Genomic DNA, 23,502 nt, shown 5'->3' with positions numbered 1-23,502 from the left:
TGCGCCGTTGCGACCCGCACGGGCGGGTCGCAACGACACCGGTGTCAGGCCTCGTCGAGCGGGCCGGTCGGCAGCTCCCGCCGCACCAGCTTGCCGGTCGGGTTGCGCGGCAGATCGTCGACGAACACCACGTCCCGCGGCACCTTGTAACGGGCCAGGTTGGCCCGGACGAAGTCACGGATCTCCTGCGGATCCCGGGCGGAGTCCTCGCTGGGCACGATGAAGGCGCGCAGCCGGGTGCCGAAGTCGGCGTCGTCGACCCCGATGACCGCGGCGTCCATCACGTCCGGCCGCTCGGCGAGCAGGTTCTCCACTTCGAGCGGGTAGACGTTCTCACCGCCGGAGATGATCATGTCGTCGTCGCGGCCGTCGATGTAGAGCAGGCCGTCCTCGTCGAAGTGCCCCTGGTCGCCGGTGGCCATGTGACCGTCGATGACCTGCTTGTGCCGGCCGTCGGTGTACCCCTCGAACGGGATGCCGGTACGGACGAAGATCCGCCCCTTCTCCCCCACCGTGGTGACCGGCTTGTCCTCGGCGTCGTAGAGCGCCACATGCACGGTGACCGGCGGCTTTCCCACGGTTCCCGGTGATTTGCGCAGCTCGTGCGGCTGGGCCACGGACGCGACGGCCACCTCGGTGGAGCCGTACACGTTGTACAGCACGTCACCGAACACGTCCTGGAAACGGGTGCTCAGCTCGGGCGCGAGCGCCGAACCGGCCAGGAACACGGTCTTCAGCGACGACGTGTCGTACTTGGCGATGACGTCCGGGCCGAGCGCGAGGATCCGGTTCAGCATGGTCGGCACGGCCACCAGCATGTGCGCCCGGTGCTCGGCGATCGCGGCGAGGATCCCCTCCGCCGTGATGCGCCGCAGCAGCACCGCGTGGTTCGAGAGCGACAGGCCGACCGTCCAGGCGCCGAAGCCGGTGCTGTGGAACAGCGGCGACGCGATCACCGCGGCGCCCTGCCGGGGGAAGTCGACCCGGTCCGCGATCAGGGCGCTGGCCAGCGGCGACACCTTGGTCCGGGGCGCGCCCTTGGGCAGGCCGGTGGTGCCGCTGGTGAGGATGATGAAACCACCGGGCTTCTCCGGGACCGGCAGCGGCACGGTCGTCGGCTCGGCCGCGATCAGCTCCTCGACGGTGAGCACCCCGGCAGGCCGCTCGTAGTCGTCGTCGGCCCAGCTCAGGTAGCGCGGGATGTCGGCCGGCAACAGGTCGACGGCGGGGGCGAACTCGCTGTCGTACATCAGGAACCGGACGTTCTCCCGCTTGATCACCTCGGCCAGCTGGGACGCGGCGAGCCCGGTGTTGAGCATCGCCAGGCGCAGGCCGGCGCGGGCCGTGCCGGTGATGGCCAGGGCCAGGCCGCGATGGTCCCGGGCCAGCACGCCGATCACCGATTTCGGCGGCAGGTCCACCTTGCGCAGCGCGTGCGCGAGGGCGTTCGAACGCTCGAAGAACTGACGGTACGTCCAGGTGCCACGTTCGTCGGTGAGGGCGGGCAGGTTCGGGTGCTCGTTGGCGGCCTTCTCGGTGAGGGCCGCCTGGGGGCCGAGTTTCGCGTTGTTCCCGGCCGCTTTGATCAGCCGGTCCGGGCGCAGGAGGTTGACGATGCCTATCTGATGCATCCGCAGAACCGCGTGCAGATGTTCGAGAGCGCTCACGATCAGCCCTTCCATATGGGGGTCCGGTTCTCGGCGTACGCGCGGATGCCCTCCTGGGCGTCCGCGGAGCCGATCACCTCGCTGGCGATGTCGGAGAGACGGTCGAAGGCCTCCGCGGCGCCCCAGTCGCGGTGTTCGTCGACGATGCGTTTCGAGAGCAGTACAGCGAGGGGCGCGTTCGCGGCGATGTCCTGGGCCAGTTGCAGCGCGGTGCCGAACGCTGCGCCCGGTGACGTGACGCGGTTGATCAGCCCGAGTTCGTGCAGCCGGCGCGCGGGCATCGGCTCACCGGTCAGGGCCAGTTCCAGGGCGGTGCTGCGGGGCAGGCTCTGCGCGAGCCGGAGCACCCCGCCGGCCGCGGCGACGAGGCCGCGCTTCACCTCCGGGATGCCGAAGGCGGCATCCTCGGCGGCGACGATCAGGTCGGCGGCCAGCGCCAGCTCGCATCCGCCGGCCAGGGCGGCGCCCTCGACGGCGGCGATCAGCGGTTTGGCGGGCGGCCGGGCGGTGATGCCGAGCAGGCCACGGCCCTCGGTCACCGGGTATTCGCCACGGGCGGCGGCTTTCAGGTCCATGCCGGCGCTGAACACGGTGTCCGAGCCGGTCAGGATCGCCACCCGGGCGTCCGGGTCGGCCTCGAACTCGTCGATCGCCTTCTCCAGCGCGCGGGCGGTGGCCAGATCGATCGCGTTGCGAACCCGGGGCCGGTTGAGCCGGAACACGGTCACCGCCCCATGCCACTCCACGATCAGCGGCGGCTCGGGCGGCGCCGGCAGCTCGGCCCGTGCTCCACCGTCGACGGTGAAAGCGGTACCGACCACATCCACCCACCGGCCCATCAGGTCGGAGATGTCCGGGACGCCGGTGAGGCGGAGGACCACCCGGTCGCCGTCCGGGGTGATCGCGGTGATGATCGTCGCCTCGGGGGTACCGTCGCGGCCGTACGGGACGGTACAGGCCTCCAGGACCGCCGGGCCGGTCCACGAACTGAGCGCCCGGCGCGCCGGTGGCCGCCGTAGCCGGTGGCCGGCGTCGATGTCGCGGTATTCCGAGCGGGGCGGCCGGCCGGACAGGACGGTCGCGGCGTGTTTGGTGAGGTACCAGCCGAGGGCGGTCGCCAGGCCGTAGCTGTCCGGATCTGATCGCAGCAGCGGCACCAGGTTGGCGATCGCGTGGCTGGCGTAGTTGTTGCCCGGACCGCCGGCGAAGGTCAGGCCGCCGGTCACGGTCAGCGGCCGCGCCGGGTCGTCGATCGGCAGGCCGAGTTCGAGGGCGGCGATCTGCACGGCCGATGGGAAGCAGGCGTACAGGTCGAGGTGTTCGACGTCGCCGATGCCGATCCCGGCATGTCCGAGAACAGCGTCGCCGATCGCCCTGATCGCGGGCGACGAGGCGAGATCGGCGCGCTCGGTGACGTACCACTCGTCGGTGGCGTGCGCCCCGGCGTGCACGAAGACCCACCGGTCCTGGTCGATCCCGGCTTCCTGCGCCGCCGCGGCACTGCACACGATGATGCCGGTGCCCTGGTTCACCTGCACGTTCGCGGTGAGCAGCTTCGGGTAGGGGGCGGCGATCATCCGGTTGGCGGCGGTCGGCTCGGCCAGTTCCGCGGCGGTGTGCACGGCCGGCTGCCACGCGTGCGGGTTGGCGGCGGCGATCTCCGAGTAACCGGCCCAGAGCCGGGTGATCCGCTCCTGATGCTCGGCCGGGCTGAGCCCGAGCCGCGCGCGGACCGCCGATTCGATCAGCGCGTAGAGGTGGATCGGCGCGACCAGACCGGCCGCGGTCTCCGGATCGTTGTTGGCCGGGGCGTCGCCGCCGACGATCCGGGTCGGCGCCGTGCCGTCCGGCTGCCGGGGCCAGTCGAGGTCGCCGCCGGACCGGTCGGCGGCCGCAGCGGTCGAGGCGGCCTCGGCGCCACCGAGCAGAGCGATCGAGGCGTGACCGGAAGCGATCACGGCGGCCACATCGTTGAGCAGCCGGAGCGAGCCGTCGCCACCGAACGTGGTGGTCTGCAGGGTCTGCGCCGGGGTCGCGCCTACCGCACTTCCGATCAGCGCACCGCCGTCCGGATATAGCCACGAGACGCTGGCGACGTACCCCACAAGGTCTGCTTTTTGAAGGATCTCCGGTTTCTTGCTGTCGTCGGCGGCGAGCCGCAGCGCCCGCACGGCCAGGGAGACCGGGTCGGCGCCGGCGGGCTCGGTGGACCTGTCGGAGACCTGCCCGACCCCGACGATCACCGGCGTCCAGGCATCGATCTCCGCACCGGTGCGACCGAAAACGATCGGCGCGGGCTTGGGCCCGGGCTGCGGGAGAGAAGGCGCCGCGGAAGGGGCTCCGGGGCGAGCCGCGCCGGCCGAAGAGGAACCGGAGCCGGGGTGAGACGTCGGCGAGGACCCCGCGGCGGTACGACCGGAAGCTGCGGCAACCGCACCGAGTTCGTTCAGTGACTTGCGCATGGCGTCCGCGAGATTGCGCGCGAGCATCGCCCCCAGCGGACCGTCCGCCGACCCGCCTTCGACTCCGCCGTCGAACCTGATCACCGATCCGTCGCCGGCCGGCGTGACCGACAGGTAGAACCCGACCGAGATGCCCATCGGCGCCGTGCCCTCGAACCAGACGGCCCGGCCCGGCACCACCCCGGTGACTGTCCAGCGGACCTCGCTCGGCACTCCCATCAGCTTGATCCGCTGCCGGAACCGTTCCCCCTCGACAAACGAGGCAGGCGAGGGGGACAAACCCGGCGAGGCGGGCGAGGCGGACGAGGGGGATGAACCCGGCGGGCCGTCGATCCATCCGGCGTGCTGGAGCACCCACTGCGGCATCCGCGCCGGGTCGGCGAGCACCGCGAACACCCGCTCCGCCCCGGCCGCGGCGGTCACCTGCACGCTGCACGGGTGCGTGAACCGGCGGGGCGGTTCGATCGCCGCCGGCGGTGCGGCCGGTTCCGGGCGGGCCCGGCTCAGCAGGCTCCCGGCCGCGGCGCGCACGACAGCGAGCCCGGCACGCAGCCGGGGTGGGACAACAGCGGGCATCGACGCTCCCCTAACAGTCTGACGTGACGGTAAGGGGGTGACCTGGGTCACGGCAAGAGCCCGGCGATCTCTGAGAACAACCTGTATGGACGCAACTAACCGTCAAGTCGTACGGTAAACGTCGTGAAACGAACGCAGGCCGAACGCAGCGGGGCCACCCGGGGCAAGATCCTGGAGGCGACGTTGCAGTGCCTGGTCGAGCGTGGCTACGCGGAGACCACCACCGCCGAGGTCCTGGCCCGCGCCGACGTGCCCCGGGGCACGCTGCTGCACCACTTCCCGACCAAGGCGGATCTGCTGGTCGGCGCGGTGCACCACATCGCCGGGCGGCGCGTCGAGGCGCTGACCGCGGAGCTCGCGGCGATCCCGGCCGGCACCGACCGGCTCGACGCGCTGATCGACATCATCTGGCGGCACTTCTCGTCCCCGCTGTTCTGGGCGGCGCTCGAGTTGTGGAACGCGGCCCGGACCGACGCCGAGGTGCGGACCGCCCTGCTGCCGGTGGAGAAGGAGATCTTCGCCGTTCTGCACGACCGGGCCCGTACGCTGCTCAGCGAGAGCTCGCCAGGCGATCCCCGGGTGCCGACCGTGGTCGAGTTCAGCTACGAGGTGCTGACCGGCCTGGCCATGACCGGCATCGTCAGCGGCGACCTGGGCCGTCGTGAGCTGCTCATCCGTCGCTGGAAACGGGCGGCCGCGATCCTGCTGGGCCGCCGTGACCCGTCCACCCTCGTCGAACGTGCCCGCTCAAAGGAGAGCTGATGACCCTGACCCCGGAACGCGTCACCCTCGCCGGCTCGATGAAGCAGTTCGTGTCCCGCGAGATCCACCCGTACCTGCCGGACTGGGAGCGGTCCGGCGAGATCCCCCGTGACGTGCACGCCAAGCTGGCGAAGGCGGGCCTCTACGGGATCGGGTTCGCCGAGGAGCACGGCGGCGACGGCGGTGACAGCGTCGACACGGTCGTCGCGACCGAGGCGTTCCTGGAGGCGGGCGGCTCGTCGGGCGCGCACGCCTCGCTCTTCACCCACGGGATCGCGCTGCCGCACATCATCGCCTCGGGTGACGAGAGCCTGATCGACAGGTTCGTCCGGCCGACCCTGGCCGGGGAGATGATCGGCGCGCTCGGCATCACCGAGCCGGAGGCAGGGTCGGACGTGGGCTCGCTGCGCACCACGGCGGTCCGCGACGGCGACGTCTACGTGGTGAACGGCGCCAAGATGTTCATCACCTCCGGGGTCCGGGCCGACTTCGTGACCGCCGCGGTGCGTACCGGCGGCCCCGGCGCGTCGGGCATCAGCATGCTGGTGATCGAGAAGGGCACACCCGGTTTCACGGTGTCCCGCAAGCTCGACAAGATGGGCTGGCTCTGCTCGGACACCGCGGAGCTGTCGTTCGACGGCTGCCGGGTGCCGGTGGCGAACCTGGTCGGGCCGGAGAACTTCGGGTTCGCGCTGATCGGCCAGGCGTTCGTGTCGGAGCGGATCATCGCGGCGGTGCACGCCTACTCGGTGGCGCAGCGCTCGCTCGACCTCACCCTGGCGTATGTGCGTGACCGGGAGACGTTCGGGCGTCCGCTGATCAGCCGCCAGGTGGTCCGGCACAAGCTGATCGACATGCGGATGCGGATCGACCACTCCCGTCAGTACACCCGCTGGGTGGCCGAGCGGCACGCCGCCGGCGAGGCGATGATCGGTGAGGTCTGCCTGGCCAAGAACGCCGCGGTGGAGGCCTGCAAGCACGTCGTCGACGAGGCGGTCCAGCTGCACGGCGGGATGGGCTACATGCGCGAGTCGGAGGTCGAGCGCAACTACCGGGACTCCCGGATCCTGGGCATCGGGGCCGGCGCCACCGAGATCATGGTGGACCTGGCGGCGAAGATGTTCGGCTACCAGTGATCCAGTCGAGGAGCGGGCGGCTCGCGGAGGCGGTCGCCGCCTACGCGGATTCCGGCGCCGCCTGAACCAGGGCGTCGATCAGCTTGTCGATGGTGCCGGGGAAGGCCGAGTTGTACATCGACGGCAGATGCTCGCGGACCAGGTGCACGTTGGGGTAACCGTCGGCCGGCAGCGAGGTGTAGACCCGGGACCACGCCTTCTGCTCGGCCGCCTCCTGCTCCTCGGTGAGCTCGGCCGCGTCGACGGCGGCCACCGCGAGCACGGTGTCGACGAAGTCGCGGTAGTGGCGGACCGCGTCGGCCGGGGCGAACCCGGCGCTCAGCATGATGCCGATGCCGGTGTCGACGACCCGCATCTCGTGCGGGCCGGCGGTGACCCGGATGGCCCGCAGGTGGGCCAGGCGCGGGTGCAGCCGCATCGACCGGCGCAGCGAGGCGGCCAGGTCGCGCAGTGAGTCGGCCCAGTGCTCGCGGGGGACGAACTCGGCGAACGCGTCACCGATCAGCCGGTCGGCGAGGGCCAGCAGCAGCGCGTCCATGTCGCGGAAGTAGCGGTACACCGCGGTCGGGTCGGCGCCCAGCTCGGCGCCGAGCCGCCGGACGCTCAGTTTGTCGCCGCCGGGCGCGTCGATCAGCCGCAGAGCTGTGTCGACGATCATGTCGGCGGTCAGCACCACACCCGTGCGGGTCTTCCGGCGTCGGGCCCCCACGCTGCGCACACGTTCTGTTCCAGGCACGTCACCACCTTAGGCGCTTCTTATGTCAACGCATTGACATAAGCATGCGGGGGACGGTTTCATCTGTTCACGAGATCTCCAATCGGCCGACACCCGGGAGGTCTCGAGAGAGTTGAAGGGACTCACCATGGCGGTCACACCCCCCGCTTACGATCTGGCGATCCGCACCGACGAGCAGCGCATCCGCAAGGCCCTGGCCGGCGCCGCTCGCACCCCGTTCTGGCTGGAGGACCCGGGTCGGCCGGCCCCCCAGCCGGCGCTGAACGGCTCCACCGACGCCGACCTGCTGGTCGTCGGCGGCGGCTACTGCGGGCTGTGGACGGCGCTGATCGCCAAGGAGTCCGACCCGTCGCTGGACGTGGTGCTGGTCGAGGGCAACGAGATCGCCTGGGCCGCCAGCGGGCGCAACGGCGGTTTCGTCGAGGCCAGCCTCACCCACGGCACCGAGAACGGCCGCCGGCACTTCGCCGACGAGCTGCCGATCCTGGACGCGCTGGCCGCCGAGAACTTCGCCGGTTTCGAGGCCACCCTGACCCGGCACGGCATCGACGCCGAGTTCCAGAAGGAGGGCGTCCTCGCCGTCGCCACCGAGCCGCACCAGGTCGACGAGCTGCGCGAGGCGGTCACCGACAGCACCACCTTCTACTCCGGTGACGAGCTGGGCGCGCTGGTGAAGTCGCCGCTCTACCGGGCCGGCCTGATGCAGCACGAGGGCGCCGCGCTGGTGCACCCGGCCAAGCTGGCCTGGGGTCTCAAGGCGGCCTGCCTGCGCCTGGGCGTGCGGATCTTCGAGAACACGCCGGTCACCGACATCAAGGACCAGGGCGCTACGGTACGGGCGGCGACCTGGGCCGGCAGCGTGCGTGCCCGCAAGGTGGCGCTGGCCACGAACGGCTTCCCGTCGCTGCTCAAGCGCAACCGGCTGCTGACCGTCCCGATCTACGACTACGTGCTGATGACCGAGCCGCTGACCGCCGCGCAGGTCGAGGAGATCGGCTGGACCAGGCGGTTCGGTATCTCGGACACCTCGCGGCAGTTCCACTACTACCGGATGACCTCGGACAACCGGATCCTGTGGGGCGGCTACGACGCGGTCTACCACAAGGGTGGGGCGATCCGGCCCGAGCACGACCAGAACCCGGAGACGTTCACCCGGCTCGCCGACCACTTCATGCGGACGTTCCCGCAGCTCGGTGACGTGAAGTTCAGCCACGCCTGGGGCGGCATGATCGACATGTGCACCCAGCTGGCCGCGTTCCAGGGCCGCGCGATGGGTGGCAAGGTCGCCTACAGCAGCGGGTTCACCGGGCTGGGCGTCGCCGCCACCCGCTACGGGGCGACGGTGATGCTGGATCTGCTGGACGGCAGGGACACCGTCCGTACCCGGGTGAAGATGGCCAAACGGAAGCCGCTGCCGATCCCGCCGGAGCCGGTGCTCTATCCGGCCGTGCAGGTGATCCGTAACGCGATCGCCCGCTCGGACCGCAACGGCGGCCGGGACGGCTTCATCCTGAAGGCGGCCAACGCCTTCGGGTTCTCCTTCGACTCCTGACCGGCAGCCCGCCGGCCGTCGCTCACCGCGGTCTCGCGACCCGGATTCCCGGGGTGAGCGACGGCCGGCGGGCCCAGCCGTCGCAGACAGCGCTTTCGCAGCCCGCAATACCGCGGTGAGCGACGGCTGGCGGGCCGGTCTCCTACGAGGCCGGCCCGGTGGCGCGGAAGCCCGGCTCGACCTCGCGGACGCAGTGCTCCGCGTCCTCGGGCGGCACCCCGCGGGCGGTCAGCGCCGCCATCGCCTCAGCCGGCCGCGCCCCGCCGTCGACCACGCTGATCCCGCCGCCGCTGCCGCGCACCAGATGAACCCGGTATCGCGCGCCGGTCCACTCCACACGTGCCGCGGTGACCGGCCCGTCCGCTGGATCGCTCATGGGATCAACCTACCGGCCCCATTTCCGATGATCTGCACCCCCGGGCAGGTCGGCCGAACGGATCTTTTCCGCCGACGATCATGCCGCAACGCTGGCCCCGCAGGGACATAGACATACATGCTGATGCATCGATCCCAAGGCCCCCGGGGAGACCGCACTTGTCGGCACACCGCTCCACCTCCTGGCTCTTCCCGGTCGCCCTGACCGCCGCTCTGCTGGCCGTCGGTGGCACCGTCTTCTTCTTGATGACCGGCGGCGACGACGCGAAGCCGGCCGCCGCACTGCCGGAGCCGGACACCACCGTCCCGGCAGCCCCGCTGGTGGTCTCCACCCCGGCCGGCCGGATCACCACCGCGGCCGACGACGAGTCCGGCAACACCGTGGGCGTCAGCTGCTTCCTGGCCAGCAACGTCGGCCCCCGGGAGAACTTCACCATCAAGCCGGACCGCACCGGCCGGCACGACTTCAGTCCCACCTGGAAGGCCGAGGGCTACTTCTGCGACGTCTTCGAGGTCGGCGGCAGCCAGCTGGAGATCGTCAACCCGGTCAGCGACCGCGAACAGACCGCGCTGCGGGCCAGCGAGTACGCCGACGACGACATCGCCAGCCTGTTCTCGATCTGCGCCGACGTGAACCCGGCCGAGGACTACCTGAAACCCGGCTACGCGATGACCACCGAGCAGGTCAGCGAACTGACCGGCGCCCTCGTGCTCTGCCCGGACCAGCCGCTGTCCACCAAGTGGCGCCAGCTCATCCAGCGCGAGGACCGTCCGGCCACGGCCGGCGGCGCGGTCGGCGACGGGCCGCACCAGGTCGGCAGGCTCGTCAAGGCCGGCACGTACACCACGGTCGACCAGGAGGGCTGCTACTGGGAGCGGCAGTCCAGCTCCGGCAAGGCCCTGGAGAGCAAGTTCGTCGCGCCCGGCGCCAAGGCCACGATCACCGTGCGTTCCAGCGACGCGTTCTTCCTCTCGGCCGGTTGCGGCGAGTGGAAACGCGCCGCCTGACCTCCACCTCCCGCGAGGTCCACAAGATCAGCTGAGCAGAGCGCCGAGCAGACCCCGCAGGGTCCGTTCGAAGAGATCTTCGCGAGGCGCGCCCGGGTCGGCGAAGGCGGCGATCAGATGGGGGTACGCCGTGAGGTCGAACCCGGTGAAAGCCGGAGGCGGCGCGGCCCGTTCCTGACGTGCGAAGAGCGTCACCACCCCGGTCATCATGGCCAGCGCCTCGAATTTGGCGGCGCTGCCGCAGCGCACCGGCTCGAGGACGTGCAGGCAGTGGTCGAACCACGCCAGCCCCTCGGGCCCGAGACCGCTGGGCCGGGCGAGCAGGTCGATCAGCCACGGGTGCCGCCGGTAGAGGTCGAGCTGCCGGCCGGCCAGCCCGAGCAGCGCCGTCATCGGATCGGGCCCGATCTCCGGGAACGGCCGTAGCTCGCCGATCACCCGGTCGGTCATCAGGTCGAGCAGATCGTCACGCGACGACAGGTAGCGGTAGAGGCTGCCCGCACCGGTGCCGAGCGCCCCGGCGACCGCCCGCATCGAGACCGCGGCCAGCCCGTCGGCGTCGGCCAGCGCGACGGCGGCCGCCACGATCTCGTCCCGGCTGTGCCCCGGCTGCGGTCCGCGGCTGCCGCGTTCGGGTCTCGACCAGATCGGAGGTGCGTCACTCACGTGCACTACTGTAAACTGCGAACGTCGTTCGCGGTTTACGCACGGGAGGCACCGAGATGATCGAGATGAGAGACGGGGCGAGGATTCCCCTGCACACCACGGGCAGCGGGCCCGACCTCGTGGTGGTGCACGGCGGCGGAGTGACCATCGAGATCTACCGGCGGCTGGCCGCCCGGCTCGCCGGCCGCTTCACCGTCCACCTCTACAACCGCCGGGGCCGGGCCGACGCGCCGCCGCGCAGCGTGCCCTACTCGATCCAGGAGGATGTCGACGACCTGGCCCAGATCCTGGCGCACACCGGGGCGGTCGACGTGCTCGGTCACAGCGGCGGCGCGGTCGTCGCGATCGAGGCGGCCCGGCAGCAGGTGCCGATGCGACGGCTCGCGGTCTACGACGTGCCGCTCCCGGTCGACGGCCTGTTCCCGGCCGACTGGCTGCCGGCCGCGCGGGCGGCCGCACAGGCCGGCGACACGGCCCGCGCCCTGGCGCTGGTCGGCGCGGGGCTCAACACCCAGTCGGCGGCCGGCAAGCTGCCGGTCGGCGTGCAGGTGGCGATCACCAGGATGTTCCTGCGCACGCCGATCGGGCGGATGATGGGCGACCTGGTGGCCATGACGCTGGACGAGTCGGCCGCGATCAGCGAGCTCGTCGGGCCGGCCTCACGCTGGGCCGGCATCACCGCCGAGGTGCTGCTGGTCTGCGGCGCGAGCGGGCCACCCTACTACCCGAGGATCCACGGGGCGCTGGCCGCGGTGATTCCCGGCGCACGCACCCTGGAGATCCCGGGCAGCACCCACGACGGCCTGGCCCGGGCCACCCCGAAGATCGTCGAGCCGTTCGCCGAGTTCTTCGCCAGGCGCTGACCACCCACCCGCCGCCACCCGCGATCTTGTGGAGTTCCGCCACACCTGCCGCCCTCGAGTTTCGCCATTTTCGGGGATCGTCTGGGTGATGGCGCACCGGCGTCCGTCGTCGCAAGCCTTTGGTCGGCGGCCTTCCGCGAGGCGCGGTCGGTGGCGCTCGGCCACACGCGGTCGGCGGCCTTCCGCGAGACGCGGTCGGCGACGCTCGGCCACACGCGGTCGGCGGCCTTCCGCGAGACGCGGTCGGTGGCGCTCGGCCACACGCGGTCGGCGGCCTTCCGCGAGGCGCGGTCGGCGGCGCTTGGTCCGGCGTGGTCGCCGGCGGGCGGCCAGACGCGGTCGGCGGTGTTCGGCCGGCGTGCGACGACCAGCGCACACAATGCGGCAACGTGCGACTTCACCCTCGCCGGGACGACGACAGGCGCACACGGACGGCACAACGTGTGCGCCTGTCCCCGTCAGAGCGAAGCAGCAGCACACGATCGGCGAACGTGTGCGCTGACCACCGCTCCGGCCGGCGGGCCCGCCCTCGGCGGTCCGCTCCCGGCACCGCCTCCGGACGGCCACCCAAGGTCATAGAACCTCACGATGATCTTGCGGAGTTCGTTGGGGATAACCCTGACCAGGGCGAATGCAAGATTCACTTCGGCCGCGGCCCTGATCGGCAAGGTCACTGCCCAAATGGCGAAACTCGAGTGCCGCCGAACTCCACAAGATCGTGCTGAATCGCTTCAGGAGGCGTGGCTGGCCTGTCCGGAGCGCCGGGCCGGCGAGTGCTCACCGGGATGGCCCAGGAACAGCGCGCAGTCCAGCTCGTCACGGTCCACCACGGGAGCGACCTGACGGCCCGGACACCAGGTGTACGGGTTGACCTCCGAAGCGCTGAGCGTCCACTGGATCCACCACATCGTCACGTCGACCTGCTGGCCGAGAGCGGCGTGTGAGCCTTCGTGACCCAATTCGAGCTCGCAGCCCAGCTCCGACTGCACGCTCGGCGCCTCGGCCGGGAGCGCGTCGAAGAAGGCCAGCTGTGCCGCGTCGAGCGTGACACGGGCGGGGCAGTTCACCGGGTCCTCGCGATCAATCGACATGCGTACATGGATGCCCGCGATGCGGCCGCCCTACACCGGATCACTGAACCGGTTCTGTACACGAACGAGATCGCGGCAGGCCGGGCTAGCGGCTGCGTGCGGCGGCGGTCCACTCGTCGCTGACGCAGCCCTCCTCGTAGTCCCACCAGCCGTCGCGCGCGCCGGCCCGGAGCACCCGCTGGACGCCGGCCAGGTCGGCGCCCGGCGGCACCTCCAGGGCGACCAGGCCGTACTGCTGGATGTCCTCGCCGGTCACGCCGAACGGCTCGAACGCGTCGAGCACCCGCTGGCGGGAGCCGTGCAGCGGGCCGCTACGGAACGGGACGACCCGGATCGTGCAGTTGCCGGACCACTCCAGATGCTCGGCGGCCCAGAGCACACCGTCCGCATCGGCCTCGACCCGGACCAGGTCGCCGCTGGCCACCCCACGGACGAACCAGGGCACATTGGTCAGACGCACGACGCCGTCGCCGACCGTGTCGGCCCACAGACTCTCCACCTCGACCGGCGGCCAGTCGTCACCGTCACGCGGCAGATCGAAGTACACCTTGACCGCTGCCATCGCCACCCCGTACCAGTACTCGCCCGTTCACACGGGAACGTAGTGTCCCAGAAGATCAGACCCCGCCGGCCTCGGGCGTACGGGTGAGAGCGAGCCATTCGTCACGGGTGATCGCATACTCGACCTCGCCCTCCTCGGACCCCGGGATGGGCGGATAGTCCGGGAAGAAGGTGCGCTGGTACCGCAACCCGACCTTGGCCATCACCGCCCGGGAGCCGGCGTTGACGGTCATGGTCTGCGCGATGACCCGGCTCTGCCCGGCCGTCTCGAAGCCGTGCCGCAGCAACTCCCGGGACGCCTCGGCGGCGTAGCCCTGCCGCCAGTGCCGCCGGGCCAGCCGGTAACCGAGCTCGGCCACCGACTCGTCCGCGGCCGGCGGCAGCATCATCACGCCGATGAAGTCGTCGCCCGGCCCGAACGCCACCCAGTACCCGAGCCCGTCGATCCGGCGGCCCAGGTCCATTCGCTTCACGTGGTAATCGGCGACCTCCTCGCGGGTCCGCGCCCGGCCGTCGAGATAACGCAGCACCTCGGGGTCGGCGTCCAGCCCGACCTCCAGCTCCAGGTGCTCGTCGGCGAGCGGGACCATGATCATCCGCTCGGTGTGCAGGACAGGTTGCGGCATCCGCCCACGATCACACAGCACCGCCGGCCACGCGACGGGATTTGTCGCACCCATCGGCCATGCTGAATGGCATGTCACGCCGCCCGCTCACGTCGCTGCTCCTGACGGCCGTCCTGCTGCTCGCCGGCTGCACCCAGCCGGACCTGCCAGATCTCGGCGACGGCTCCGACCTGGTCGAGCGCTGGCGGATCCCGTCGCCGGTGGCCGGCCTCGACTTCACCGACCGGGAGTTCGGCCTGATCGGCCAGGACCGGCGGCTGGTCTCGGTGGATCCGGCGTCCGGCACGCTGCGCTGGTCGCTCGACCTGCCGGACGGCTACCGGATCACTCGCGACTCGGTGTCCACGGCGGCCGGCGCGGTGGTGATCCGCGGGCAGAGCGGGTTCCGCGTGGTGAACGCGGGTGACGGCACGGTTCTGTGGCAGCACGAGTCGACCGGCACGGTGGTGGCCGACGCCGACGGGCTGTTCCTCGCCGAGTGCCGCGACACGGGCTGCGAGCTGTCGGCCTGGGATCTCTACAACGGCAAGCGCCGGTGGACCCGGAAGACCGGTGAGCGGGTCGAGCCGGTGCACTCCGGGCCGTACCAGTGCGGGTGTGTGTTCCTGCTCGGCGAGCGGACCGTCAGCGAGGTCGTTCTCGAGACCGGCCGGGTCCCGTGGAGCATGGCGCGGCCGCGCGGGGTGACCCGCCTGATCCCGGCGCTGTACCGGCTGATTCTCTTCTCCCCACCGGCCCGGCCGGGCTGCGCCGTGGTCCTGCGCGGCACCGATCTCGGCCAGACCCACTGGACGCGGGAGATCAAGACGGCGTGCGACGTCACCGGGCCGGTGCCGGGCGACGAGCTGGCCATCCCGGTCGCGGGCGGGGTCGAGCTGGTCGACACCTACACCGGCGCCAACCGCACGGTCCCGCTCGGCGCGGGCGAGACGCTGGTCGCCGACCGGATCACCTGGACGCCCGGCGCCGGCTATCGCGACCTGGCCGATCGCGAGGCCCCGGCCGCGCAGGTGCCTCCGCCGTCGGACGGCCGGCCGGGGGTGTTCGAGCCCGATCTGGGCCTCTGGCTGCTGCGGTCCGGTGACGGGCTGACGCTGTGGAGCCGTTGGCACGGGGTTCGCTGGACCGGGCCGGAACCGGCGTTCATCGCGGGCCACGACCGGCTCGTCCACCTGGACGGCGCCGAGCTGGTCGGGGTGGGTCCGGCGGAGGACGCCGAACGGTGATGGGGATGCGGGGCACGATGGGCGTGCCCCGCACCCGGCTCACTTGTCGCAGATGACGCCGTTGCGGTCGGGGTCGAGGCCTTGCCGGTCCCTGGCCGCCACCTTGACGTTCCGGTACCCGTGATCACGCAGCCAGGCGCACTTGTCGGTGACGCCCTCCGGGAACCGGATCGGGATGCAGTGCGCGACCGTACCGTAATTGCGGTCGCATCCGTCGACCGCCGGGGCCACCTTGACCGGCGCCGTCGGTTTGCGTTTCGCCTTCTGCCTGGTGACGCCCGGCTGGGCGGCGAAGGTCTGCACGAACGGCGCCGGGGCGGCATGCTTTCCAGGTTTGGCGGGCGCAGTCGTGGCCGAGCCCTGGGCCCGGGCCGGGGCCGGGGCCGAGCCCACCGAAGACGAAGACATAGCCGAAGGCGAAGGACTGACCGGCAACGTCTGCTGCGCGGCGACCTCAGTGGCCGCGACGAAGGCGGCGCCGGGCTCCGGCGCCCTGGTGACCGCCCAGGTCGTGCCGCTCACCAGGGCGACCGCGGTCAGCGCCAGCGCGGCGATACGTGTCCTGGTCATCCGACCTTCACCCACTTCGCAACCGACGGGACGCCGTTGGTGCCCACCACGAACAGCATGTACCAGCCGGGCGGCGCCAGGTTGGGATTGCTGGTCAGGTTGAGGCTGATCGAGTTGCCGTTGACCGTCATCGGCAGGTCGACGAACCGCTGGTTCGGGTCGCTGGAGTGGGTCACGGCGGCCGGGCGGATCAGCTCGGCCTTCAGGATCGGGCCGTCCACGGTGATCGTGTTCGAGCTGCCGTACGCCCAGTTCGGCGTGGACAGGCCGGTGATCTGCGGCCGGGCGCCCTTGAACAGGTAGGGCGGTGAGTAGACCGACACCCGCTTGTCGAACGTGCCGTTGCCCGGGTTGTCGCCGACCGACATGACCCGGCCGTCGGGCAGCAGGAACGCCGACGAGTGGTAGCCGCGCGGCACCGGGTCGGTGGCCATCCCGGCGGTGAACGTGTTGGTGGCCGGGTCGTACATGGACGCCTCGTAGACGGGGTCGGCCCGGTTGTGCAGCGCACCACCGGTCTCGAAGACCTTGCCGTCCGGGAGCAGGACCGCGGACACGTACATCTTGCCCTGGTCGCCGGTCTGCGGGACGCCGCCGGTCATGGTGCCCTGCGGGATCGGCGGCCCGGCGGTGTAGGCCGGGGCCGCCTGCTTCAGGTCGATGAGGTCGGTGAGCCGGTGCGCGTCCGGGTTGGTCTCGATGTTGCCGCCGCCCAGGGTCAGCACCTTCTGGTCCTGGGCCGGCGGCAGCAGCACGCTCATCGACTGGTCGCGCTCGTCCTTCTTGCGCAGGCCGGGCACCGGTGTGATGGTGCTGGTCCCGTAGTCGTAGATGGACGAGCCGGTGCCCGGGGTGCCGTTGCCGAAGACGTGGCTGCCGGTGTAGAAGAGGCGGCCGTCCTGCATCAGGATCATCGACGGGTAGAGGCCCCAGAAGTTCCAGGTCTGGTTGGCCTCGTTGATGCCGAGCCAGCGCTGCTGGGCCGAGTTGAAGTACTGGGTGGCGACCATGCCGTGCGAGTCCTCGCCGAGGCCGCCGAGCGAGATCACGTCACCGTTGCCGAGGGCCGTCGCCGACGGGTACCAGGAGCCCGCGGTCATGTCGTTGACCCGGGTGTAGGCGCCGGTCGCCGGGTCGAAGATGTACGAGTTCTTCAGCCCTTTGTAGCCGTGGCTGCCGTCCGCCGCCGGGTAGTCCTTGTTGCCGCCCATGACCAGCACCCGGCCGTCCTTGAGCTGCACGTGCCCGGAGCAGAACAGGTCCTCGGGCGTCGGCACCGCGGTGAACTGCCCGGTGCCCGGCTTGTAGATGGCGGTGGTGAAGGTCTTGGCGGCGAACGCGGCCGGGTCGTTGCCGGAGCCGGCGATCAGCAGCACGTTGCCGTTGCGCAGCACCACGGCGTGGATGGCCCGCACCGACGACTCGAACGGCATGACCTGCCAGTCGCCCTTGACGCACTTGTCACCGGCGCTGCACGACTCGTCGGGCACCGTCTGGGTCGCGTCGACCATGCTGTAGTCGTCGGTCTTCAGGGTGCCGTTGCCGTAGATGGTGACGCCCCAGACGATCTGGTCGGTGTTCGCCGGGATCTGCGGGGTGCGCACGGTCCGTTTGGTCCACACGTCGGTGACCGGCAGCGTGGCCAGGTCGGTCCAGTACACCCAGCCCTGCGCGACGTCGTGCCGGAAGACGGTCATCACCGTGTTCGGAGTGGTCGTCTTGTACCAGGCGGACAGGTCGTACTGGTGGCCCGGCGTGACGTTCGGCGCGCACGAGGTGTCCTCGAGCATCATCGCCTTGCGGTCGCCCTGGCCGGCCGCGGTCAGGGTGACCGACATCGACCGGGCGCCGCTGTGCGCATCGGTGCTCAGCGCGAACGTGTGGCCGTTGGCGCCCCAGCCGGACTGCTCCCAGCAGACCGGGAACCCGTCGGCGGCCAGCGACTCCAGGCCCGGGTTGGCGATCAGGTTGGCGCCGGCTGACGCCGGGCGTTCCGGAAGAGCCAGGAAGAGTACGAGCGCGAGCACCAGGAATTGGGCTATGCGGAGCCGGTTGCTGCGGCTCATCAGCGGACGTGATCGGTTCATGGTTTCTTTCCCGCTCGGTAGATCAGCCTGTCGGAGATCAGGAATCGGATGACGAAGGACGCGACGAGGGTCAGCAGGTTGCCGGCTAGCACGCCCAGGTGCAGGCCGCTGACCAGCACGGCCAGCAGCGGGATGCGCAACAGCAGGTCGGCGTTGCCCATCAGGAAGAACCTGGCGAACCGGCTGGCCGGGCCGCGCCGCCGGTGGTTGCGGTAGAGCAGCGTGTCGGTCAGCGCGAAGTTCCAGCCGACCGCGACCACGTTGGCGGCCACCGCGGCCGCCGTGTAGTGCACGTCGGTGAGGTGCAGCAGCGCCCACAGCACGGCCTGGTTGGGCAGCAGCCCGGAGAGCCCGATCAGCGCGAACGCCAGCATCCGCAGCCGGGCCGCCCCGAACCGCAGCCCGCCGACGTGCTTGAGGAACCGGAGGCCCTCGGCCGCTGTCGACTTCGACTCGCCGGCGTGCCGGGCCTGGAAGCCGTACGGCACCTCGACGATCCGGCCGGGCCGGTTGCGGACGATCAGCTCCAGCAGGATCTTGTAGCCGAGCGGCCGGAGCGCAGCCGCGTCCAGGGAGCTGGCCCGGATCGCGAACAGCCCGCTCATCGGGTCGCTGACGGCCAGCAGACTGTTCCGGAACAGCGTCTTGACCAGCAGCGTCGACCCGCGCGACACCAGCTTGCGGTACCCGTCGGCCAGCCCCCCGGTGTTGCCGCCGTTCGCGTAGCGGCTGCCGACGACCAGGTCGGCGCCGTCACGCAGGCCGGCCGCGATCAGGTCGGGCACGATCTCCGGCGGGTGCTGGAGGTCGGCGTCCATCACGACGATCCACTCGCCGCGGGCGATCCGCATGCCCTCGACCACCGCGCCGCCCAGACCGCCGGCGCCCTCGTCACGGTGGTGCACGGTGATCGCGATCGGGTAGTCCCGGGCCGCCTCCTCGATGACCTCGGGGGTGCCGTCGGTGCTGTCGTCGACGAACACGATCTCGGTGTCGTCGTGCGGCAGGGCGGCGGCCAGCCGGGCCAGCAGCGCGGGCACGTTGTCGCGCTCGTTGTAGGTCGGCACGATGATGCTCTGCCGCAGCGTGGCCGGCCCGGGGCGGACGCCGATCTCGCCGGGCAGCACCGCCCGGGTGCGGCCGGTCTGACGGAACGCCTTCAGCGACAGCGTCTTCTCGCCGGGGGTGACGGTCGCCTGGTGCGGCAGCCCGACCGCCGCCCGGCCGTGTGCCTGGGTGGTCATGGATTCTCCTTGTCGATGCGGCGGATCTCGATGCGGGCGTCGGCCGGGCCGAACGAGGCCTCCAGCGTCGAGTTCGTCAGCAGGGCGGTGACCAGTGGCAGCGAGCTCGGGTCCTGGCGCAGCGCGGGTGTCGAGATCAGGTAGTCGACGTCGCGCCAGCCGTTCGGCAGACGGGCCTGCACGGCCGGGTCGAGGTCGAGCTTGTAGAACCAGATGACCTGCTCCTCCGGGAAACCCGCCTCGACGCAGTCGAGCCAGAGCACGTCGTCGACGACCACCGTGGTGTTCGTCCGGTCCGGGACCGACGTGCGCAGATACTCGGCTGCGGCCGCGTACCCGGCGTTGTCGTCGGCGGTCAGGTTGCGGTGCTGGCCGGCCACCCAGCGCGGGCCGACCAGCGTCGCGGCGAGCAGCACCGCCACGGCCGCCAGCGCGGGCCGCCACCAGCGGCGGTTGCGGGGCACGGCGCGGGCCGCGACGTCCAGCATCCCGGCCGTGACGATGGCGAAGAACGGCAGCAGCTGGACCACGTACATGGCCGGCAGGTAGCCGCCGGGGCGGACCGCGACCAGCACCAGGATCAGCGCGGCGATGGCGGCCGGGCGCAGCCGCCGGACGAACAGCGCGGGCGCCGTCGCCACCAGACCGGCGACCAGGATCACCGGGTCGTAGAACAGCCACGACTGGACCAGCTCGTACGACCCGGAGCCGGGGGTGAAGACGCTGCCCGTGCCGGACCGGTTGGCCAGCTGGAACTGCCACGCGCCGATCAGCGACACGTGCCCCGGGCCGGGGAACAGCTCGCCGCGCAGCACCGCGTAGAGCGGGTAGAAGACGCCGACCAGCACAAGTCCGCTCAGGTAGCCGCCGACCGCCCAGGGCCGGGTCGAGCTGCGGGCCGCGTTCTGCCACAGGGCCACGCACACCGCGGGCAGGGTGACCAGCATGGTCTCCTTGCTCAGCACGGCGATCGCGGTGGCCGCCCCGGCCGCGGTGTAGTGCCACAGGTTGCGGCGCGGGGACAGCACCAGGGCCAGCGCGCCGAGCATCCAGGCGACGGCGAAACTGTCCAGGTAGATCTCGCGGTACATGGTGATGGTCAGCGGGGACAGGCCGAAGATCAGCAGGCCGATCGCGGAGGCACGGATGCCCATGCCGAGCCGGCGGCAGATCAGGTAGACCAGCAGCAGGCAGGCCGCGACGACCGGGATCATGGCGACCCGGCCGGCGGTGACCGCGGGACCGGTGACCCCGAAGAGGTCGGGGATCCAGGACAGCGCGGCCAGCTGGATCCAGGCCAGGGGCGGGTGGTCGTACCAGTAGGTGTAGTGGGCCAGGCCCTTGCCGGTGGCGACCGCCCAGGCCTGTGCGAGGTAGGTGCCCTCGTCGTCACTGGCCATCGGGAAGCCGCTGATGTTCACCGTCAGGATGACGATCACCAGCGTGGTCAGCAGACCGGCGAGCAGGCCCTCGCCGCCGGTGAGCTCGCGTCGCCGTACCCCACCCGGGGGTTTGGGAATCTGGACCAGGGCCCGCGCCGGCGGCGTCTCGGGCTGCGCGCCTCGCGCCTTGGGAATGAGAGCGGTGCTGGTGGTGGTCATGCGGCGCCCACCTCGGCGCCGGCGTTGAGGTGAGCGCCGACGTGCGCGGTCAGCTCCCAGTTGCGGCGGCCGGTGTATTCGCGCCACACGGCCCGCAGCGCGGCGACGCTGAGGACCAGGGCGTACGGGAAGGCGCCGAGGATCAGCCGGGCATAGTGGACCGGTTTGATCTTGAGGTCGTACTGCTGGCCGAAGTCGCGCAGGCCGACCGTCTGGAAGACGATGTTGGCGGCCATCGGCACCACCGGCACGAAGGTGGCCAGCGCGATGCCGATCGGGAAGTCGGCGAAGATCGCGGCGGCGATGCCGATCGGGATCGCGAGGCCGGAGAACGCCTGGAAGAACGGGCCGAGCAGGGTGTACCGGGCCAGCAGCCGCTGCCCGAAGGTCGGCAGCCGACGCCACTCCCCCTTGCGCAGCACCTGGAGGAAACCCTGGTTCCAGCGGGTGCGCTGCTTGAGCAGGCTGCCGATGGTGTCCGGGGTCTCCTCCCGGGTGACCAGGGACGCCTCGTAGGCGACGGTCACCTTGGCGCCCCGGCTGGACAGCCGCACGCCGAGGTCGCAGTCCTCGGCCAGGCAGGTGCCGTCCCAGCCGTTGGCGGTGCGCAGCACGTCGGAGCGGACGAAGACGGTGTTGCCGCCGAGCGGGATGAAGCCCTTGTCGGCGTGCAGGTGCAGCCGGCTGCGGAACCAGAAGAAGTACTCCAGGCAGTTGTGCAGGCTGTACCAGCTGGAGTGGAAGTTGATCAGTTGCACGCCGCCCTGCACGACGTCCGCGCCCGTCGACCGGAACGCGTGGTCGACGTGTTCCAGCAGGTCCGGGTGCACCTGATCCTCGGCGTCGAAGACTCCGACCACGTCGCCGCGGACGAACGGCAGTGCGGTGTTCAGGGCCCGCGGCTTGTTCTTCACCTCGTTGTGGTCGGTGACGACCAGCACCCGGCCCGGCGCCCGCTCGGCCGCGGCGTGGGCCACCTCCGCCGTGTCCGGGTCGTCGTGGCCGACGATCACGATGATCTCGTAGCCCTGGTGGGTGGAGCGGAGCAGGCGCTGGATGGTGTGTTCCAGCACGGCCTGCTCGTGCCGGGCCGGCAGCAGCAGGGAGAACGTCAGCCGGTGGTCACCGTCCGGCTCCGCGAAGCGGGTCGCGGCGAGCGTCTCGGGGGTGCGCCACGCGTGCATGGTCCACCAGAGGGTCACCGCCGCAAATGTGGCCAGCACGACGGAAATCAGAATCATGACGGCGGCAGCCAAGGTCGTCGCCTTTCAGAAATGAGGGAATTACGCCACCAGAAATGGAGCGCGCCGACCATATCGCGATCGGCGGCGGCATATTCAAGTCGATCTCGCCGATTCCCGCTTTCCGGTGAGTTGTTTCGAATATGTTTCTCTCGAAACGCATTACATCAATCGTCCGTCGGGACGAAAAATGACCCGGCGCAAGCTTCGGCGTGCGACCGGGCAACGGGCCGGGAAGCCCGCTGAAAGAAGATAAGACACGTCGGCTCTTTCTCGCGTCACGCGTCCGGGGGAATGACCTCCGGATGTTCCGAGAAATGCGTCATGCGCCCGATTTGCCGCCATTGCGGCATCTGGATGTCTTGATCGCCATAGTCACTGGGCGTCCTTGATCGACGGGTGCATGATGGTCCGCGTCCCTCTCTCTTTGGAGCAAAAGATGCTGGACTCAACTGTTCGCCGGCGGTCACTCTTCGCTGTCGGCGGCGCCCTCGCCGGATCGATGGCACTCGCTCCGGCCGCCCATGCCACCCACCCCGTGGGCACCCCTCTGGAGCAGCTCCTGGCCGGCAACCGCCGGTTCGTCGCCGGCCACGGCCGGCACCCGCACCAGTCGCCGGCCCGGATCCGGGAGATCGCCGCCGGTCAGCACCCGTTCGCGATCATCCTCGGCTGCGCGGACTCCCGGGTCGCCCCGGAGATCCTCTTCGACCAGGGCGTCGGTGACCTCTTCGACAACCGGGTGGCCGGCAACATCGTCGACGACCTGCTGCTCGGCAGCATCGAGTACGCGGTCGAGGAGTTCGCCCCGCCGCTGATCATCGTCCTCGGTCACGAGCGCTGCGGCGCTGTGTCGGCGACCATCAACGCCGTCAAGACCGGCGCCGAGGTCCCCGGCCACATCGCGGCCATCGTGGAGGCATTGACGCCGATCGTCGAGCCGTTCGTCGACGACCCGGACGGCGTCGAGAAGGCGGTCCGGGCCAACATCCGGGCCCAGGTCTCGGCTCTGGTCACCCGCAGTGAGATCGTCGCGCACAGTGGCGCGCAGGTGGTCGGCGCCCGTTACGACCTGGACACCGGCACGGTCACGGTGCTGTAGAAGGTCTCCGCCGCACAGAGGCCGGTCAGGGCCAGGGCCTGCCGCACGTGGCCGGCCGCGTTGACGATGTCGTAGCCGTGACCGCCCCGCATGGCGCGGGTGTAGCCGATCAGCAGCAACTCGATGCATTCGCTGCCGATCGTCTCCACCTGCGCCATGTCGACGATCACACCGTGGCCACGCCGGCCGGAGGCGAACGCGTCCCGCATCGCGGCCCGCAGGACTCGGTGGGCGTCCCGGTCGAAGGCGCCGATGAGGTGAAGGTGGACTGTGGAACCCGTACGGTGGTTCGTACGGTCGATCTCGTAAGACGGGTCGGTCATACCTGAAGTCGTACTCGCGAAATGTGT

Annotated in this window: 21 protein-coding genes; 7 read left to right on the top strand and 14 right to left on the bottom strand. The window is 70.8% G+C overall.

Translation table 11 applies throughout. The annotated features are described in order from the left end of the window. Nucleotides 1-44 precede the first annotated feature (44 nt). Together AB0E94_RS00285 and AB0E94_RS00280 are read right to left on the bottom strand one after the other, a co-directional pair. Entirely contained in the window at nt 45-1,667 is a 1,623-nt protein-coding gene (locus tag AB0E94_RS00285; protein ID WP_360320030.1) for an acyl-CoA synthetase, read from the bottom strand. A 2-nt stretch (nt 1,668-1,669) separates the two neighbouring features. Beyond that, entirely contained in the window at nt 1,670-4,705 is a 3,036-nt protein-coding gene (locus tag AB0E94_RS00280; protein WP_360320028.1) for a crotonase/enoyl-CoA hydratase family protein, read from the bottom strand. A gap of 123 nt (nt 4,706-4,828) precedes the next feature. On the opposite strand from AB0E94_RS00280, the gene AB0E94_RS00275 reads away from it, so the two are divergent. Beyond that, a complete protein-coding gene (locus AB0E94_RS00275) occupies nt 4,829-5,467 on the top strand; it encodes a TetR/AcrR family transcriptional regulator (RefSeq protein ID WP_360320025.1) in 639 nt (212 codons plus the stop codon). Then, a complete protein-coding gene (locus tag AB0E94_RS00270) occupies nt 5,467-6,603 on the top strand; it encodes an acyl-CoA dehydrogenase family protein (protein ID WP_360320022.1) in 1,137 nt (378 codons plus the stop codon). Before AB0E94_RS00275 ends, AB0E94_RS00270 begins: the two co-directional genes overlap by 1 nt. Nucleotides 6,604-6,643: 40 nt before the next feature. Here AB0E94_RS00270 and AB0E94_RS00265 read toward each other — a convergent pair whose 3' ends face one another. Next, nucleotides 6,644-7,312 (bottom strand): TetR/AcrR family transcriptional regulator C-terminal domain-containing protein, encoded by a 669-nt coding sequence (locus AB0E94_RS00265; RefSeq protein ID WP_360320019.1) that lies wholly within the window; start codon nt 7,310-7,312, stop codon nt 6,644-6,646. 154 nt (nt 7,313-7,466) lie between these two features. On the opposite strand from AB0E94_RS00265, the gene AB0E94_RS00260 reads away from it, so the two are divergent. Further along, the gene (locus tag AB0E94_RS00260; protein WP_360320016.1) at nt 7,467-8,891 is read left to right on the top strand and encodes an FAD-dependent oxidoreductase; all 1,425 of its coding nucleotides are present in this window, start codon (nt 7,467-7,469) and stop codon (nt 8,889-8,891) included. 142 nt (nt 8,892-9,033) lie between these two features. Here the strand turns inward: AB0E94_RS00260 and AB0E94_RS00255 are convergent, their stop codons facing one another. Beyond that, complete coding sequence (locus AB0E94_RS00255) at nt 9,034-9,267, bottom strand: hypothetical protein (protein WP_360320013.1); 234 nt, start codon at nt 9,265-9,267, stop codon at nt 9,034-9,036. Nucleotides 9,268-9,425: 158 nt separating this feature from the next. On the opposite strand from AB0E94_RS00255, the gene AB0E94_RS00250 reads away from it, so the two are divergent. Continuing rightward, nucleotides 9,426-10,274: a hypothetical protein gene (locus tag AB0E94_RS00250; RefSeq protein WP_360320010.1), complete on the top strand. Its 849-nt coding sequence runs from the start codon at nt 9,426-9,428 to the stop codon at nt 10,272-10,274. Nucleotides 10,275-10,301: 27 nt separating this feature from the next. On the opposite strand, the gene AB0E94_RS00245 is transcribed toward AB0E94_RS00250, so the two are convergent. Then, entirely contained in the window at nt 10,302-10,940 is a 639-nt protein-coding gene (locus AB0E94_RS00245) for a TetR family transcriptional regulator (protein WP_360320007.1), read from the bottom strand. 56 nt (nt 10,941-10,996) lie between these two features. Here AB0E94_RS00245 and AB0E94_RS00240 point away from each other — a divergent pair, with 56 nt between their 5' ends. Then, on the top strand, nt 10,997-11,803 hold the full coding sequence (locus tag AB0E94_RS00240; RefSeq protein WP_360320004.1) for an alpha/beta fold hydrolase: 807 nt from the start codon (nt 10,997-10,999) through the stop codon (nt 11,801-11,803). A gap of 731 nt (nt 11,804-12,534) precedes the next feature. Here AB0E94_RS00240 and AB0E94_RS00235 read toward each other — a convergent pair. The 3 genes from AB0E94_RS00235 to AB0E94_RS00225 form a co-directional block, all read right to left on the bottom strand. Then, nucleotides 12,535-12,894, bottom strand: a complete 360-nt coding sequence (locus AB0E94_RS00235; RefSeq protein ID WP_360320001.1) for a hypothetical protein — start codon at nt 12,892-12,894, stop codon at nt 12,535-12,537. Nucleotides 12,895-12,979: 85 nt separating this feature from the next. Then, nucleotides 12,980-13,456 (bottom strand): DUF4265 domain-containing protein, encoded by a 477-nt coding sequence (locus AB0E94_RS00230; RefSeq protein WP_360319998.1) that lies wholly within the window; start codon nt 13,454-13,456, stop codon nt 12,980-12,982. Nucleotides 13,457-13,511: 55 nt separating this feature from the next. After that, nucleotides 13,512-14,081: a GNAT family N-acetyltransferase gene (locus AB0E94_RS00225; RefSeq protein ID WP_360319995.1), complete on the bottom strand. Its 570-nt coding sequence runs from the start codon at nt 14,079-14,081 to the stop codon at nt 13,512-13,514. A gap of 71 nt (nt 14,082-14,152) precedes the next feature. Between AB0E94_RS00225 and AB0E94_RS00220 the strand changes: the two genes are divergently transcribed. After that, entirely contained in the window at nt 14,153-15,307 is a 1,155-nt protein-coding gene (locus tag AB0E94_RS00220; protein ID WP_360319992.1) for a PQQ-binding-like beta-propeller repeat protein, read from the top strand. Nucleotides 15,308-15,346: 39 nt separating this feature from the next. On the opposite strand, the gene AB0E94_RS00215 is transcribed toward AB0E94_RS00220, so the two are convergent. From AB0E94_RS00215 to AB0E94_RS00195, 5 genes are read right to left on the bottom strand one after another with little or no spacing between them, the layout of a single operon-like run. Beyond that, on the bottom strand, nt 15,347-15,877 hold the full coding sequence (locus tag AB0E94_RS00215; RefSeq protein ID WP_360319989.1) for a hypothetical protein: 531 nt from the start codon (nt 15,875-15,877) through the stop codon (nt 15,347-15,349). Beyond that, a complete protein-coding gene (locus tag AB0E94_RS00210) occupies nt 15,874-17,943 on the bottom strand; it encodes a galactose oxidase early set domain-containing protein (protein WP_360319986.1) in 2,070 nt (689 codons plus the stop codon). Before AB0E94_RS00210 ends, AB0E94_RS00215 begins: the two co-directional genes overlap by 4 nt. Before the next feature lie 17 nt (nt 17,944-17,960). After that, nucleotides 17,961-19,208, bottom strand: a complete 1,248-nt coding sequence (locus tag AB0E94_RS00205; RefSeq protein ID WP_360319983.1) for a glycosyltransferase family 2 protein — start codon at nt 19,206-19,208, stop codon at nt 17,961-17,963. Next, nucleotides 19,205-20,809: a phospholipid carrier-dependent glycosyltransferase gene (locus AB0E94_RS00200; RefSeq protein WP_360319980.1), complete on the bottom strand. Its 1,605-nt coding sequence runs from the start codon at nt 20,807-20,809 to the stop codon at nt 19,205-19,207. Before AB0E94_RS00200 ends, AB0E94_RS00205 begins: the two co-directional genes overlap by 4 nt. Beyond that, complete coding sequence (locus AB0E94_RS00195; protein WP_360319977.1) at nt 20,806-22,050, bottom strand: glycosyltransferase; 1,245 nt, start codon at nt 22,048-22,050, stop codon at nt 20,806-20,808. The genes AB0E94_RS00200 and AB0E94_RS00195 overlap by 4 nt, the downstream gene beginning before the upstream one ends. Before the next feature lie 439 nt (nt 22,051-22,489). Between AB0E94_RS00195 and AB0E94_RS00190 the strand changes: the two genes are divergently transcribed. Next, a complete protein-coding gene (locus AB0E94_RS00190; RefSeq protein WP_360319974.1) occupies nt 22,490-23,152 on the top strand; it encodes a carbonic anhydrase in 663 nt (220 codons plus the stop codon). Here the strand turns inward: AB0E94_RS00190 and AB0E94_RS00185 are convergent. Continuing rightward, on the bottom strand, nt 23,116-23,475 hold the full coding sequence (locus tag AB0E94_RS00185; RefSeq protein ID WP_360319971.1) for an STAS domain-containing protein: 360 nt from the start codon (nt 23,473-23,475) through the stop codon (nt 23,116-23,118). The genes AB0E94_RS00190 and AB0E94_RS00185 overlap by 37 nt on opposite strands. Between the last annotated feature and the right edge of the window lie 27 nt (nt 23,476-23,502).

The organism is Actinoplanes sp. NPDC026670 (assembly GCF_040638175.1).
Taxonomy (GTDB): domain Bacteria; phylum Actinomycetota; class Actinomycetes; order Mycobacteriales; family Micromonosporaceae; genus Actinoplanes.
Note: the sequence above shows the minus strand (reverse complement) of the source record. Positions and strands in the feature narration are given on the sequence as shown.

Excerpts from the sequence above, each read along its gene's own strand:
- AB0E94_RS00280 (WP_360320028.1), bottom strand. The coding sequence starts at position 4,705 with ATGCCCGCTGTTGTCCCACCCCGGCTGCGTGCCGGGCTCGCTGTCGTG.
- AB0E94_RS00270 (WP_360320022.1), top strand. The coding sequence starts at position 5,467 with ATGACCCTGACCCCGGAACGCGTCACCCTCGCCGGCTCGATGAAGCAG.
- AB0E94_RS00260 (WP_360320016.1), top strand. The coding sequence starts at position 7,467 with ATGGCGGTCACACCCCCCGCTTACGATCTGGCGATCCGCACCGACGAG.
- AB0E94_RS00255 (WP_360320013.1), bottom strand. The coding sequence starts at position 9,267 with ATGAGCGATCCAGCGGACGGGCCGGTCACCGCGGCACGTGTGGAGTGG.
- AB0E94_RS00240 (WP_360320004.1), top strand. The coding sequence starts at position 10,997 with ATGATCGAGATGAGAGACGGGGCGAGGATTCCCCTGCACACCACGGGC.
- AB0E94_RS00235 (WP_360320001.1), bottom strand. The coding sequence starts at position 12,894 with ATGTCGATTGATCGCGAGGACCCGGTGAACTGCCCCGCCCGTGTCACG.
- AB0E94_RS00230 (WP_360319998.1), bottom strand. The coding sequence starts at position 13,456 with ATGGCAGCGGTCAAGGTGTACTTCGATCTGCCGCGTGACGGTGACGAC.
- AB0E94_RS00225 (WP_360319995.1), bottom strand. The coding sequence starts at position 14,081 with ATGCCGCAACCTGTCCTGCACACCGAGCGGATGATCATGGTCCCGCTC.
- AB0E94_RS00220 (WP_360319992.1), top strand. The coding sequence starts at position 14,153 with ATGTCACGCCGCCCGCTCACGTCGCTGCTCCTGACGGCCGTCCTGCTG.
- AB0E94_RS00215 (WP_360319989.1), bottom strand. The coding sequence starts at position 15,877 with ATGACCAGGACACGTATCGCCGCGCTGGCGCTGACCGCGGTCGCCCTG.
- AB0E94_RS00210 (WP_360319986.1), bottom strand. The coding sequence starts at position 17,943 with ATGAGCCGCAGCAACCGGCTCCGCATAGCCCAATTCCTGGTGCTCGCG.
- AB0E94_RS00205 (WP_360319983.1), bottom strand. The coding sequence starts at position 19,208 with ATGACCACCCAGGCACACGGCCGGGCGGCGGTCGGGCTGCCGCACCAG.
- AB0E94_RS00200 (WP_360319980.1), bottom strand. The coding sequence starts at position 20,809 with ATGACCACCACCAGCACCGCTCTCATTCCCAAGGCGCGAGGCGCGCAG.
- AB0E94_RS00195 (WP_360319977.1), bottom strand. The coding sequence starts at position 22,050 with ATGATTCTGATTTCCGTCGTGCTGGCCACATTTGCGGCGGTGACCCTC.
- AB0E94_RS00190 (WP_360319974.1), top strand. The coding sequence starts at position 22,490 with ATGCTGGACTCAACTGTTCGCCGGCGGTCACTCTTCGCTGTCGGCGGC.
- AB0E94_RS00185 (WP_360319971.1), bottom strand. The coding sequence starts at position 23,475 with ATGACCGACCCGTCTTACGAGATCGACCGTACGAACCACCGTACGGGT.